Source organism: Haloferax sp. Atlit-12N, from assembly GCF_003383095.1.
Classification (GTDB): domain Archaea; phylum Halobacteriota; class Halobacteria; order Halobacteriales; family Haloferacaceae; genus Haloferax.
This window is the reverse complement of sequence record NZ_PSYW01000002.1, coordinates 423,707-436,197: the sequence shown is the minus strand read 5'-3', so window position 1 is coordinate 436,197 and position 12,491 is coordinate 423,707. Positions and strand designations below refer to the sequence as shown.

Sequence of the window (12,491 nt, the reverse complement as noted above, 5' to 3'; positions counted from 1 at the left end):
TCAGAATTCATATGTTCAAATCTTCCGGTAGCTCAGGGGTGCCGAAATCGGTCGTTTCGGCGGAGAAATCACACCGGAACCACGAGACGAGACCGCCCACAAGCTTATCCGCTCTACGGGTGTCATATCGGGGTATGGTACTGACACCCCTCGCGCTCACCCCGTTACAGCTCGGCGGCCTGCTCGCCGGGCCGCTCGGTCAGATGCTCGTGGTGCTCGTGGCCGTCGCCGTCGTCATCCTCGTCGGCCGACTGTTCCTCAAAGTCGCGTGGCGACTGGTCACCATCGCCGCCATCATCGTCGGAGCGCTGCTGCTGCTTTCGTTCTTCGGCATCAACGTCCTCTGAGGCGGCAGCAGAGCCGTCTGTCCGCGGCTGAAAAGAGAAGGTAGCTCGGCAGAGTCGGATTCAGCAGTCGTCCCTCGACGCGTCTGAACCCGACCCTCTCAGGCCACGTCGAAGCCGGCGACAGACGTGAGGAAGTTTCTGACGACGCCGTGTCCCGACCCCGTGAGCACGCTCTCCGGGTGGAACTGGACGCATTCGATAGGGTGCTCGCGGTGGCGGACGCCCATCACGAGCGCCTCGCCGTCGTGGTCGGTCGTCGCCGAGACGTCGAAGCAGTCGGGTACTTCGGTGGCGACGAGCGAGTGGTAGCGCCCGGCCGGGAAACCGTCTTCGAGGCCGGCGAAGACGCCCTCGCCGTCGTGGTCGACCGGGAACGCCTTGCCGTGAATCGGCTCCGGCGCGTGGCCGATAGTACCGCCGTAGGCGTATACTGCGGCTTCGAGGCCGAGGCAGACGCCGAGGGTCGGAATCTCGGTCGAAAGCTCCGTGAGCACGTCGTTCGTCACGCCCACGTCGCGGTCGTTCTTCGGATGGCCCGGCCCCGGCGAGATGACGATGGCGTCGGGGTTCAGGTCGCGTATCTCGTCGAGCGACGCGGTGTTCTTTCGCACCTCGATGTCGAGCGGTTCGCCCTCGACGGTCTGCTCGGAGAAGTACTCAACGAGGTTGTACGTGAACGAATCGAAGTTGTCGACGACGACGAGCCGAATCATTGCGACACCTCCTCGGTCCCGTACTCGATGCGGCGGACGGCGTCGAGCACCCCGCCCATCTTCTGTTCCGTCTCCTCGTACTCCGCGGTCGGGTCGGAGTCGGCGACGATGCCGGCTCCCGCACGGACGGTGATGGTGTCTTCCGAGCCGTCGGACTCGACCGTCGCGGTCCGGATGACGATAGCCATGTCGGCGTCGCCGGTCCACGAGTAGTAGCCGACACCGCCGCCGTAGACGCCGCGAGGCTCGTCTTCGAGGTCGTCGATAATCTCCATCGCGCGGACCTTCGGCGCGCCGGTGAGCGTCCCCGCGGGGAACGTCGCGCGCGTGGCGTCGAAGGCGTCCGAGTCGGGGTCGAGCGTCCCCGAGACGGTCGATTCGATGTGCTGGACGTGGCTGTACTTGATGATGCTCATGAAGTCCTCGACGCGGACGCTGCCGGGCGTCGAGACCCGGCGCACGTCGTTGCGGCCGAGGTCGACGAGCATCGTGTGCTCTGCGCGCTCCTTTCCGTCCGCGAGGAGTTCGCCGGCGAGACGGCGGTCCTCGACCGGCCCGGAGCCGCGCTGGCACGTGCCCGCGATGGGGTTGACGACGACGCGGTCGCCCCTGACTGAGACGAGCGTCTCGGGACTCGCGCCGACGACGCGCCGGTCGCCGTGCCGGAGCAGGTACATGTACGGCGAGGGGTTCACCTCGCGCAGCGAGGCGTACAGACCGACCGGGTCGACCTGTCCGTGGAGCTTCCGGGTGCGCGAGATGACGCCCTGATAGATGTCGCCGTCGCGGACGTGTTCTTTCGTCTTCCTGACCGCGGCCTCGTACTCCTCGCGGGAGCCGGCTTCCTCGCCGGTTCGCTCGAAGCCGCCGGGCGAGGGGTCGTCCGCCGCCCGGAGCTTTTCGGCGACGCGTTCGGCCTCAGCGACGACGTCGTCGTACACCTCGCCGGGGTCGTCGTCGGGCGAGACGACGGGGGTACAGACGAGGCGGACGGCGTCCTCGCGGTGGTCGAACGAGAGAGTCCGGGTCGTGAGGACGAACTCGGCGTCCGGGTCGTCGGTGTCGGGGCGCTCGCGGCCGACCTCGTCGAGCCAGAGGTCGTAGACGGCCTCGTAGGCGAGGAAGCCGACCAAGCCGCCGGTGAGCGTCTGGCGGTCCGTCTCGGGGAAGTTGACGCGCGGGAGGTCGGGGAGCGCGCCGCGCAGGGAGTCGAGTACGTCGCCGTCGCCCGCGCCGACGAACTCCGCGGCGGGTCCGCCGAGGTCGGTCACGTCGACGCCGTCGGGGCCGACCGTCACGACCGCTTCGGGGTCGTAGCCGACGAAGGAGAAGCGGGCGTGCGAGTCGGCGACCGTCGCGGGCGCGGAGAACGCGCCTTGCGGGTTGCTGGAGGAGACCTTCTCGGCGCTCTCCAAGAGGAAGCCGTAGTCGCTGCGGTCGGCGAGCGTCGTGTACGCGGCCAGCGGGTCCACGGACACGTCGAGGTCGGCCACGAGGTGCGTCACGACCGGTTCGTCCGCGTCGCCGACGAGAGAGACGAACTCCTCGCGGTCGGTGTCGGGAGCCGTCACGCGACGACCTCCTCGTGGTCGTCGGACGCCCCGAGCGCCGTCTTCGCCGCGGCGACGAAGGCGTTGACCGCGTCGTGGTCTTTGACGCCGCCGGAGGCCTCGACGCCGCTGGCGACATCGACGCCGTAGGGTTCGACCGTCCGAACCGCCTCGGCGACGTTGTCGGGCGTCAGGCCGCCCGCGAGTATCACAGGGGCATCGACCGCCGCGACGAGTTCGCGCGAGGCGTCCCAGTCGTGGGTCTCGCCGGTGCCGCCCGCGCCGGACGCGGAGGGGGTGTCGACGAGGATAGCGTCGACGACGGGCGCGAGGCCGCGTGCGCGGTCGAGGTCTGTCGCGTCGACGACGGGGACGACGCCGACGCCCGTCGAGCGGAGCGAGTCGAGGTCGTCGGCCGCGAAGTCGCCGTGGAGTTGGAGTACATCGGGTTGGACCTCGCGGGCGAGGTCGCGGGCGTGGTCGATGGAGTCGGGCATCGTCACGAGGACGGTCGTGAGGAACGGTGGCGCGGCGGCGAACAGCTCTCGGGCGCGCTCGCGAGGAATCTCGCGGGGCGTGTCCACGGGCACGTCGCAGATGGCACCGACCGCGTCGGCACCGGCCGCGTCGACGGCGGCGAGGTCGGCTTCGTCGGTGACGCCGCACACTTTGACGCGGGTCATCTCACGCCTCCCGGAGCGCGTCGAGTTTGGCTTTCGCAGCGCCGGACTCGATGGCATCGCGGGCGACTTCGACGCCTTCCTCCAGCGAGTCCGCGAGGTCGGCGACGTAGACCGCCGCGCCGGCGTTGGCGAGGATGAGGTCGCGCTTCGGCCCGGTCACGTCGCCGGTGAGGATGCCTTCGAGGTCGTCGGCGTTCTCCTGCGGGGTTCCGCCGGCGACGTCCTCGATGGGGGCCTGTTCGAGGCCGAGGTCAGCGGGCGTGAGGGTGTACTCCGTAATCTCGTCGCCGTCGATTTCGGCGACCGTGGTCGCATCGTGGAGCGCGATCTCGTCCATGCCGGAGCCGTGGACGACGAGGGCGCGCTCGACGGGCATGTGCGACAGCGACTCGGCGATGACGGGGACGAGGTCCGGGTCGTAGACGCCGAGGACCTGCGCGTCGGCCCCGGCGGGGTTCGTCAGCGGGCCGAGGACGTTGAAGATGGTCCGCATGCCGAGTTCCTTCCGCGGGCCGATGACGGCCTTCATCGCGGGGTGGAACACGGGCGCGAGCATGAAGCCGACGCCGTTGTCCTCGATGCACGCCTCGACGGACTCGGGTTCGGCCTCGACGTTCACGCCGGCGACCTCCAGCACGTCGGCGCTCCCAGAAGACGAAGAGACGGAGTAGTTGCCGTGCTTGGCCACCGCCGCGCCCGCGCCGGCCGCGACGAGCGCGCTCGTGGTCGAGACGTTGATGGTGTTGTAGTCGTCGCCGCCGGTGCCGCAGGTGTCGACGAGCGGGCCGCGGTCGGGCTCGATGGTCAGGGCCGCGTCGCGCATCCCCTGCGCGAAGCCCGCGATTTCGGCCTCGGTCTCGCCTTTCGCCCGGAGCGCGGCGAGGAGCGCGCCGATTTGCGCCTCGGTCGCGTCCTCGAAGACCGCCCGCGCGGCGTCGCGCGCCTCCTCGACAGTCAGGTCCGCACCGCCGGTCACACGTTCGATATAATCCTGCATTGGTAATCACCGATGTACTTCTTCGGGTTATGATGTACAAATTCGTACATCGGCTTAAGCGTGTCGGGCTGGCGAAAATCGCCGGCTCCGACGGTCGATGCTCGGAGCGAATCGCCCGCCTCGAACCGTGGGAGCGCGCTGTGACCCGAATCGCCGCACGTAGTCCGATTCGAAAGCTTAAATTGTAACCCCGGACAACGGAGAGATACGTCCGAACGGGCGCGGGAAGCACCGTAACCGGGTTGGTGGTCTAGTCTGGTTATGACACCTCCTTGACATGGAGGAGGCCGGCAGTTCAAATCTGCCCCAACCCACTCCTCTTCCCGCGTTTCGGCGTTCGGCGATGTTCGCAACACACCGGGTTGGTGGTCTAGTCTGGTTATGACACCTCCTTGACATGGAGGGGGCCGGCAGTTCAAATCTGCCCCAACCCATTTCACTTCTTCGAGAACTCAACGAACACCGAGGCGGAGCCTCGTGTGTGAGTGTCCGTTCGAGACGAGCGAACTTCTTGGGGCAGATTTGAACCAGCGAGCGAACGTAGTGAGCGAGTGAGGTTCACGCGAGCGAAGCGAGCGTGTCTCCTGATACAGTCTCTCGTACCACCCAACCGAACAGACAGTCTCCCGCCCCACCCAATCACTATGCCCTCCGCCCGCGAACTCCGCCCATGACCCTCCTGCAAATCCCCGGCGGTCCGGAACTCGTCATCCTCGCGCTGTTGCTCCTCGTCCCGCTCGCGCTCGTCTATCTGGGTTACAAGCTCATCCAGTCGCTCCGGGCGTTCGAAGAAGGCAGAGAAGAGCAGTCACAGCGGTAGCGTCACGACGACACGTCGGACCGGGCGTCGTCGCTCCGGGCGTCCGCGCCGCGAGCGGGTGCCGCCGACCGCTGTCGTCGGTGGTGCAGACGCGCCAGTTGGAGCGTCACCGCGTAGCCGACGACGGCGAGGCCGACGGCGAGAATCGTGTTGCCGAGAAGCTGTCGGAGGAGGATGTCGAGACCGGCGCTGAGCGACACGTCGGCGACCGACGCGCCCGGAACCGGGCCGAGCAGGTGCGACCCGAGCCAGAAGCTCGCGCCGTAGACCGCCCACTTGACGGGCGGGTTGAAGACGACGAGCGTGGCGACGAGCGCGAGTCGGCTCGCCCGCTCGACGAAGTAGGCGATGAGGGCGAACAGCGCGAGGGCGGTCCCTGCGGTCGGCATGGCCACGAAGAAGACGCCGAACGCGAAACTGGCGGCGACCTCGTGAGGGCTGTGGTCCGCCGCGAACGCTCGTTCGAGGCCGGACCGGACGCGGGGACGAATCGACGCGAGACGGTCGTACACTCGTCGAGACTAGAAGCGAGACGTCGTTATCAACGCTTCGCCGGAGTTGGTCGACGGTAGCAGTCGGCGTGTCGAGGCGTCGAGGCGACGCTCAGCGGAACCGGCGGTCCGACTCCCACTTGTCCTTGAGTTCTATCATCTGGCCGACGCCGCGGGCCACGTCCGAGAGGTGGAAAGCGATGTCCGTCGCGGTCACGATGCCGACCATCTCCGCGCCGTCGACGACGACGAGCTTTTTCACCCGCTGCTCGCGCATCTTCTCCGCGGCCACGCGCGTGGTGGAGTCCGGTCGGACCCACTTGATTGGGCTCGACATGACCGCGCGGGCCGGGACCGCGGCGAGGGGCTTCCCGCTCGCCACGCCGGCGCGGAGCGCGTCCGACTCGGTGACGATGCCCGCGGGACCGCCGTCGGCCATCACGACGACGCTTCCCGCACCCTCGCGGAGCATGGTTCGCGCGCAGTCGGCGACGCTCGACCCCAGTCCGACGGTCGCCACCTCCTCGGTCATGATTTCGTCGACGCGCATGTTAGTCGTCCGCGGGCGAGGATTCTCGCTCGTGGTGGGAGTCCGATGCAGCGCGCGACTGGGTCGGGTCGGTGCTCGCACCGGAGCCGGCGGCCGCGTCGCCGAGCACGTCGTCGACGGTCGCCGAGACCTCCCCTCCGTCGTCGACCTCGAAGGCGTCGAGGAGGTCGTCGAGGTGGCTCACGTGCGACGAGAGTTCGCGCACGTCTCCGTTGACGTCGACGAGTGCGGCGCTCTGTTCTTGTGCGGTCGCGGAGACGTTCTCGGCCTCGGCAGCGGTCTCCTCCGAGATGCCCGCGATTTCGTCGGTCATCGAGAGCACCTCCTGGGAGGAGTCGGCCTGACTGCCCGTGGCGTCCGAAATCTCGTGGACGCTCGCGGTCGTCTCCTCGACGCGCTCGACGATGCCGTCGAAGGAGGAAAGCGCCTCGTCGACCGACGTGGCGCTCTCTTCGACCTGCGCTCGCATGCGCTCGATGCGGGAGACGACGGCGTCGCGCTGGGTCTCGATTTCGGCGACGAGCGACTCGATGTCGCCCGCCGAGGACTTCGTCTCCTGTGCGAGCTGTTTGACCTCGTTGGAGACGACGGCGAACCCCTCGCCGGCCTCGCCCGCGCGGGCGGCCTCGATGTTCGCGTTGAGCGCGAGGATGTCGGTCTGCTCCGCGATGTCGGTGATGACCTCGACGATGTCCTCGATTTGAGCGAGGCGGTCGTCGAGTTCGTGGACCTCGTTGACGGTCGCCTCTGTCTCGGCGCGCACGGCGTCGATGTCGTCGAGAGCGTCGGTAGCGGCGGTCTGCCCGTCGAGCGAGCGGGCCTCGGCCTCCTCCGTGAGCCGGACGAGTTCGTCGGCCGACGAGGCAATCTGCTGGATGGACGCCGAGAGGTCGTTTATCTCGTCGGCGGCGGCGACGAGGCTGTCCGTCTGCTCGCTCGCGCCCTCGGAAATCTGCTGGACCGACGCGGACACCTCCTCGCTCGCGGCGGACACGTCGTCGGCGCGGTCGGCCACGCGGTCGGCGAGCGTCGCCACGTCCTCGCCGAAGGTCTTGACCGTGCCGACGGTCCGTTCGATGTCGTCCATCATCTCGTTGTACGCGGCGGCGACCGTCGCCATGTCGCGGCTCTCGGAGTCGGTCGGGAGGCGCACGCGGAGGTCGCCGTCGGCCGCGCGGGTCATCGCCTCGCTGTAGTCGCGGGCGTCGGCGCGCTGGTCGCGGAGGTCGTCGCGGAGGTTGTCGACGCCGCGGACGACCTGCCCGAACTCGTCTCGCCGGTCGGTTTCGAGTTCCACGTCGAGGTCGCCGTCGCGGAGCGCGGAGACGGTCGACGCGAGGTCGACGAGCGGGAGCGCGGTGTTCCCGCGGACGATGAGCGCGAAGGCGACGAAACCGAGCATGGAAAGCGCGAGTAGCGTCGCAATCTGGAGACCGACGCTCCGAGAGAGCGCGAAGACGCTGCTCGCGGGGGCGTGCAGGAGGAGCACGCCGCCGGAGACGGGGACGTGCGCGACGACGTGCGGCGAGGAGACGAAGCCCTCGACGGGAGCGAGGCGGCTGACGCCCGTCTCGCCGGCGAAGGCGGCGTCGAGTTCGGACGCCTCGGCGGCGGGATAGGCGACGTTGGACTGGCCGCCACCGCCGTCGTAGAGGACGCGGCCGTCGGTCGTGACGAGTTGGGTGAACCCGCCGTCGATGTGGTTCCCGTCGAGCGCGGCCCCGAGCGAGGACGCCTCGGCGACGAGGACGATTGCGCGGGGCTCGATAGACGGGAGCGGCGCGACGAAGCCCATGTAGGCGACGCCGTCTTCGACGTAGACGGTGGTTCGCTCGACGCTGTCGTCCGAGAGGTCGGCGCTCGCGGGGAGCGGAAGCGACCCGTCTTCGAACAGCGTCGTCCCGACCGCGCCCTCCTCGGACGACCCGATGACGGTCGTCGTCTCGGTGTCGACGAAGTGGAGCGCGGCCACGTCGGCGGGCATGTCCTCTTTGGCGGCCGTCAGGGTCGCCGAGGACCGCCCGTCGAGGGTGCTCCCGGCGGAGGGGTCGTCGGCGACGATGCTCACGAGACGTTCGCGCTCGTCGAACCACGTGTTCACCTGCAGGGCCTCGCGCTCGGCCTCGGTGAGCAGGTCGGCGCGGGCGTCCTCGTCTATCGTGGATGCCGTCTGTTGATACTGGACGACTCCGACGCCGGCGACGACGACTGAAACGAGCAGCATCGCGGCGACGAGCCGCCGCGTGTAGCTCTCCGTAATCGCATCAGGAAGCCGTGATTCGGCCTCCAAAACGAGATTCTCGGCCATTACCGTACCGACCGGAATGCGGTGCATAAATCCGTGCACTTGAGTATCAAACAAGATAATTGGGTTGGGGGCGACGGCGTGCAGGCCGTCGACGTGCGCGAGTGCCTGCGGGCAACGCGAGCGTCAACGATACAGCTGTTGAACGCTAGCAAATCACATGGAAACCGAGTTCCGCCTGCTCGTGGCGGGCTTCTGTATCGTCGCGCCGTCGCTCCTGTTCGTCGGATTCGTCAGGCTGCTCGACGCCATGCGCGAGGACGACCTCGTCGAGCGCGTCCTCGACAGGGTCGACGAGGGCAGCGGGCCGACCGGGACGGCGCTCGACCCGACGATGTTCCTGCGGTCCGCACAGGAGAAGTCGCGCCGGCGGACGGCGGTCTGCCGAGAGTGCGGCGCGCCGAACGCGGCCGACGGCGGGCGCTGTGGGCTGTGCGGCGCGACGTTGCGATAGGGTGCAAAAAGAGCCGAACCGAGTTGAAAACCGCGTTCGAGCGGGCTTAGAGGAAGTCTTCGATGTGGTCGGCGACCTCGTTGGGGGTGTCGCCGACAGGGACGCCCGCGTCGTTGAGGGCCGAAATCTTAGACTCCGCGGTGCCCGTGCCCGAACCGGAGACGATAGCGCCGGCGTGACCCATGCGCTTGCCCGGCGGTGCCGTGCGGCCGGCGATGAAGCCGGCGACGGGCGTGTCCATGTTCTCCGCGATGAACTTCGCGGCCTGCTCTTCGTCCTCGCCGCCGATTTCGCCGCACATGACGACGGCGTGCGTGTCGGGGTCGTTCTCGAACGCTTCGAGAGCGTCGACGAACGACGTGCCGATGATGGGGTCGCCGCCGATGCCGATGGCGGTGGTCTGGCCGATACCGCGCTCGGTCAGGTTCGAGACGACCTGGTACGTGAGCGTGCCGGAACGGGAGACGAGGCCGACGTTACCCTCCTCGAAGATGTTGCCGGGGAGGATGCCGAGCTTGGACTCGCCGGGCGTGATGATGCCCGGGCAGTTGGGGCCGATGAGGCGCGTGTCGGTCTCAGACAGGCGCTTGTTGACCTTGGCCATGTCCTGCGTCGGGACGCCCTCGGTGATGGCGACAACGAGGTCGAGGTCCGTGTCGAGCGCCTCGAAGATGGCGTCGCCGGCGAACGCCGGCGGGACGAACACGACGGAGGCGTTGGCGTCTTCCTCGTCGACGGCCTCTTCGACGGTGTCGTAGACGGGGATGCCGTCCACGTCCTGGCCGCCCTTCCCGGGAGAGGTCCCGGCGACGACGTTCGTGCCGTACTCAACCATCTGGCGGGTGTGGAACTTGCCTTCGCCACCCGTGATACCCTGTACAACTACTCGCGTGTCGTCGTCGACGAAAATGCTCATTGGGACACCTCCTGTGCGTTCTTGACGGCACGCTGGACGGCGTCCTCCAGCGTCCCCTCGACCTGTACGAGGTCCGTGTTCAGAATCTCCATGCCCTCCTCGGCGTTCGTGCCCGCGAGGCGGACGACGACCGGCTTGGGAATCTCGTCGAAGCTCTCCAGCGCCTCGTTGATACCCTTGGCGACCTCGTCGCCGCGGGTGATGCCGCCGAAGATGTTGAACACGACGGAGTCGACGTTCTCGTCGGAGAAGACCATGTCCAGCGCGTTCGCCACGCGCTCGGCCTTCGCACCGCCGCCGATGTCGAGGAAGTTGGCGGGTTCGCCGCCGAAGTAGTCCACGAGGTCGAGCGTCGTCATGACGAGCCCGGCACCGTTGCCGATGATGCCGACGTTACCCGACAGGCGGACGTAGTCGAAGCCGTACTCGCCGGCCTTGGCTTCGAGGTCGTTCTCGTAGGCGTCCTCTTCCATCGCCGCGAGGTCGTCGTGGCGGAACAGGGCGTCGTCGTCGATGTTCATGACGGCGTCCGCGGCGACGATGTCGCGGTCGGACGTAATCATGACGGGGTTGATTTCGATGTCCGACGCGTCGTTCGACTCGTAGAGGTCGTACAGCGTCGTGAGGAACGAGGCGACGTCGAATGCGACGTCACGGGGGATGCCCGCCTCGAAGACGACCTTACGGGCCTGATACGGGTGCAGGCCGAACGCGGGGTCGATGTGCTCGCGGGCGATTGCGTCCGGGTTCTCTTCTGCGACTTCCTCGATGTTGACGCCACCCTCCGTCGAGACCATCGCGACGGGCTTGCCCTCGCTGCGGTCCATCGTGATGCCGACGTACAGCTCGTTTTCGAAGTCGACGCCGGCCTCGACGAGCACTCGGTCGACCGTGTAGCCCTTGAGGTCCATCCCGAGGATGTCCTCTGCGGCCTGTCGAGCCTCGTCCTCGTCCATGGCGATTTTGATGCCACCGGCCTTGCCACGCCCACCGACGTGTACCTGCGCCTTGATGGCGGCGGGGTATCCGATCTCCTCGACCGCCTCCATGACCTCCTCTACCGACGACGCGAGACGGGACTCTGGCACCGGAATCCCAGCCTCTGCGAAGATGTCCTTCGCCTGGTATTCGTGAAGCTTCATTACCATGCGTGGGAGGGAAAGGCACGCGCTTAAATCCCATTCATCTCCGTTCAGGTACGACCGAGAAAATTGCCGCAGGGCGTTTACTCGCCGCCGAGATAACGGTTCGACGCGACCGCTCACTCGGCGTAGAATCGGACGAGTCCGCAGGACTCGCAGACGTACGCCTGCACGTACGACCCCCGGAGGTCGAGCGCGCCGAGCAGGCCGCCATCGGTGTCGACGCGGAGGCCGTCGCCGTTGTACGTCGTCTTGTGGCCGACCGACACCATCGACACGTCGCAGTCGGGGCACGTTCTTGGAGGCACGAACCGACGTTGTCCCGGGCGGAGAATGTGTGTTTCGGCACCCGCGAGGGTCGACTGACTCGACCGCCGCGTCGAAACACCGCGATTCGCTCCGAGTCGTCCGAATTTATCACCCGCCCGAACCCATCGTTCGCCATGCGCGCTGTCAGATTCCACGACCACGGCGGACGCGACGTGCTCCAAGTAGACGACATCGACACGCCCGACCCGGCGGCGGGCGAGGTCCTCGTCGAAGTCGCGGCCGCGGGCGTCAACCCCGTGGACACGTACTTCCGCGAGGGGTCGTACCAACCCTTCGCGATGCCGATGATTCCCGGCGTCGACGTGGCCGGAACGGTCGCGGCGGTCGGGTCCGACGTCACCGGCTTCGCCGAGGGCGACCACGTCGTCGGCACCGGCATCGGCAAGGACCACTACGGCGGCTACGCCGAGTTCGCGGCCGTCCCGACCGACCGGCTCGCGGTCCTCTCGGACGACGTGGACCTCGTCGCGGCCGGCGGCGCGGGCGTCGCCGGCGTCACCGCGTGGCGCGCCCTCGTCGACCACGGCGGGATGCAACTCGGCGACACGGTCCTGATTCACGGCGGGTCCGGCGGCGTCGGTCACGCCGCGGTCCAACTCGCCGCCGCGTCCGGCGCTCGCGTCATCGCCACCGCCGCGCCCGAATACCACGACCGGGTGGCCGAACTCGGCGCGAACGTCGTCCTCGACTACGACCGCGACGACCTCGCCGACGCCGTCGTGGACACGGCGACGGGCGACGGCGTTGACCTGACGCTCGACCACCGGCTGGACGACTACCTCCAGTTCGACGCCGACGTGGCCGCCCACGGCGGTCGCGTCGTCGGCATCGGCGAGAACGACCCGGAAGTCGGCTTCGACCTGTCGTCGTCGGCCCGGGGCAAGGACCTCTCGCTGACGATGATGAGCATGTTCAACACGCCCGACCTGTCGGCTCCCCTGCGCGAACTCGCCGGACAGATGGGCGCGGGCGAGTTCGAAATCGACGTGGCGCGGACCTACGACCTCGACGAGGCCGCCGAGGCCCACCGCGCCGTCATGGAAGACAGTTTCCTCGGCAAACTGGTCATCACGCCCTGACCGGACCGCCTCGTCGTGCCCGGGGCAATCCGGGCAGGCGGTCACCGACGCGGAAGGGTGACGACGCGGCCGGTCGCCGACGGGCGCACAGCCGCGACCGAATTATGTCCCGTG

The 12,491-nt window shown here is 68.0% G+C and carries 14 protein-coding genes and 2 tRNA genes; 6 read left to right on the top strand and 10 right to left on the bottom strand.

Going from position 1 to position 12,491, the window contains the following annotated elements; translation table 11 throughout:
* Positions 1–134 precede the first annotated feature (134 nt).
* Positions 135–347, top strand: a complete 213-nt coding sequence (locus tag C5B90_RS10575) for a hypothetical protein (protein ID WP_058827606.1) — start codon at positions 135–137, stop codon at positions 345–347.
* Between the two features lie 98 nt (positions 348–445).
* On the opposite strand, the gene trpG is transcribed toward C5B90_RS10575, so the two are convergent.
* The 4 genes from trpG to trpD are packed head-to-tail and all read right to left on the bottom strand — an operon-like array spanning position 446 to position 4,290.
* Positions 446–1,060: an anthranilate synthase component II gene (gene trpG, locus C5B90_RS10570; protein ID WP_115881321.1), complete on the bottom strand. Its 615-nt coding sequence runs from the start codon at positions 1,058–1,060 to the stop codon at positions 446–448.
* Positions 1,057–2,631 carry an anthranilate synthase component I gene (gene trpE, locus C5B90_RS10565; protein ID WP_115881319.1) on the bottom strand — a complete coding sequence of 525 codons (1,575 nt, stop codon included), beginning with the start codon at positions 2,629–2,631 and terminating at the stop codon, positions 1,057–1,059. The genes trpG and trpE overlap by 4 nt, the downstream gene beginning before the upstream one ends.
* Positions 2,628–3,293, bottom strand: a complete 666-nt coding sequence (trpF, locus tag C5B90_RS10560; RefSeq protein WP_115881317.1) for a phosphoribosylanthranilate isomerase — start codon at positions 3,291–3,293, stop codon at positions 2,628–2,630. Before trpF ends, trpE begins: the two co-directional genes overlap by 4 nt.
* Before the next feature lies 1 nt (position 3,294).
* Positions 3,295–4,290, bottom strand: a complete 996-nt coding sequence (gene trpD, locus C5B90_RS10555) for an anthranilate phosphoribosyltransferase (RefSeq protein ID WP_115881315.1) — start codon at positions 4,288–4,290, stop codon at positions 3,295–3,297.
* A gap of 239 nt (positions 4,291–4,529) precedes the next feature.
* Between trpD and C5B90_RS10550 the strand changes: the two genes are divergently transcribed.
* The 3 genes from C5B90_RS10550 to C5B90_RS20815 all read left to right on the top strand — a co-directional run bounded on the left by C5B90_RS10550 (position 4,530) and on the right by C5B90_RS20815 (position 5,110).
* A tRNA-Val gene (locus tag C5B90_RS10550) sits at positions 4,530–4,604 on the top strand.
* Positions 4,605–4,649: 45 nt separating this feature from the next.
* Positions 4,650–4,724 (top strand) — tRNA-Val (locus C5B90_RS10545).
* Positions 4,725–4,960: 236 nt separating this feature from the next.
* Positions 4,961–5,110, top strand: a complete 150-nt coding sequence (locus tag C5B90_RS20815; protein ID WP_199517476.1) for a hypothetical protein — start codon at positions 4,961–4,963, stop codon at positions 5,108–5,110.
* Positions 5,111–5,112: 2 nt separating this feature from the next.
* On the opposite strand, the gene C5B90_RS10540 is transcribed toward C5B90_RS20815, so the two are convergent.
* From C5B90_RS10540 to C5B90_RS10530, 3 genes are all read right to left on the bottom strand, one after another.
* Entirely contained in the window at positions 5,113–5,622 is a 510-nt protein-coding gene (locus C5B90_RS10540) for a DUF2062 domain-containing protein (protein WP_115881313.1), read from the bottom strand.
* A 91-nt stretch (positions 5,623–5,713) separates the two neighbouring features.
* Positions 5,714–6,151, bottom strand: a complete 438-nt coding sequence (locus C5B90_RS10535) for a CBS domain-containing protein (protein WP_115881311.1) — start codon at positions 6,149–6,151, stop codon at positions 5,714–5,716.
* A 1-nt stretch (position 6,152) separates the two neighbouring features.
* Positions 6,153–8,459, bottom strand: coding sequence for a methyl-accepting chemotaxis protein (locus C5B90_RS10530; RefSeq protein ID WP_115881309.1), 2,307 nt, complete (start codon positions 8,457–8,459; stop codon positions 6,153–6,155).
* A 157-nt stretch (positions 8,460–8,616) separates the two neighbouring features.
* Between C5B90_RS10530 and C5B90_RS10525 the strand changes: the two genes are divergently transcribed.
* Positions 8,617–8,910 (top strand): zinc ribbon domain-containing protein, encoded by a 294-nt coding sequence (locus C5B90_RS10525; RefSeq protein WP_115881307.1) that lies wholly within the window; start codon positions 8,617–8,619, stop codon positions 8,908–8,910.
* A 46-nt stretch (positions 8,911–8,956) separates the two neighbouring features.
* On the opposite strand, the gene sucD is transcribed toward C5B90_RS10525, so the two are convergent.
* From sucD to C5B90_RS20300, 3 genes are all read right to left on the bottom strand, one after another.
* Complete coding sequence (sucD, locus tag C5B90_RS10520) at positions 8,957–9,826, bottom strand: succinate--CoA ligase subunit alpha (RefSeq protein WP_007274603.1); 870 nt, start codon at positions 9,824–9,826, stop codon at positions 8,957–8,959.
* Entirely contained in the window at positions 9,823–10,968 is a 1,146-nt protein-coding gene (gene sucC / locus C5B90_RS10515; protein WP_058566995.1) for an ADP-forming succinate--CoA ligase subunit beta, read from the bottom strand. Before sucC ends, sucD begins: the two co-directional genes overlap by 4 nt.
* A 119-nt stretch (positions 10,969–11,087) precedes the next feature.
* A complete protein-coding gene (locus C5B90_RS20300) occupies positions 11,088–11,276 on the bottom strand; it encodes a hypothetical protein (protein WP_146047402.1) in 189 nt (62 codons plus the stop codon).
* 135 nt (positions 11,277–11,411) lie between these two features.
* Here C5B90_RS20300 and C5B90_RS10510 point away from each other — a divergent pair, with 135 nt between their 5' ends.
* Entirely contained in the window at positions 11,412–12,377 is a 966-nt protein-coding gene (locus tag C5B90_RS10510; protein WP_115881305.1) for an NADPH:quinone reductase, read from the top strand.
* Positions 12,378–12,491: the final 114 nt, after the last annotated feature.

What these genes read in the sequence shown, in the direction of transcription:
- C5B90_RS10575 (WP_058827606.1), top strand. Translation starts at nt 135, where the DNA reads ATGGTACTGACACCCCTCGCGCTCACCCCGTTACAGCTCGGCGGCCTG.
- trpG (WP_115881321.1), bottom strand. Translation starts at nt 1,060, where the DNA reads ATGATTCGGCTCGTCGTCGTCGACAACTTCGATTCGTTCACGTACAAC.
- trpF (WP_115881317.1), bottom strand. Translation starts at nt 3,293, where the DNA reads ATGACCCGCGTCAAAGTGTGCGGCGTCACCGACGAAGCCGACCTCGCC.
- trpD (WP_115881315.1), bottom strand. Translation starts at nt 4,290, where the DNA reads ATGCAGGATTATATCGAACGTGTGACCGGCGGTGCGGACCTGACTGTC.
- C5B90_RS20815 (WP_199517476.1), top strand. Translation starts at nt 4,961, where the DNA reads ATGACCCTCCTGCAAATCCCCGGCGGTCCGGAACTCGTCATCCTCGCG.
- C5B90_RS10535 (WP_115881311.1), bottom strand. Translation starts at nt 6,151, where the DNA reads ATGCGCGTCGACGAAATCATGACCGAGGAGGTGGCGACCGTCGGACTG.
- C5B90_RS10530 (WP_115881309.1), bottom strand. Translation starts at nt 8,459, where the DNA reads ATGGCCGAGAATCTCGTTTTGGAGGCCGAATCACGGCTTCCTGATGCG.
- C5B90_RS10525 (WP_115881307.1), top strand. Translation starts at nt 8,617, where the DNA reads ATGGAAACCGAGTTCCGCCTGCTCGTGGCGGGCTTCTGTATCGTCGCG.
- sucD (WP_007274603.1), bottom strand. Translation starts at nt 9,826, where the DNA reads ATGAGCATTTTCGTCGACGACGACACGCGAGTAGTTGTACAGGGTATC.
- sucC (WP_058566995.1), bottom strand. Translation starts at nt 10,968, where the DNA reads ATGAAGCTTCACGAATACCAGGCGAAGGACATCTTCGCAGAGGCTGGG.
- C5B90_RS10510 (WP_115881305.1), top strand. Translation starts at nt 11,412, where the DNA reads ATGCGCGCTGTCAGATTCCACGACCACGGCGGACGCGACGTGCTCCAA.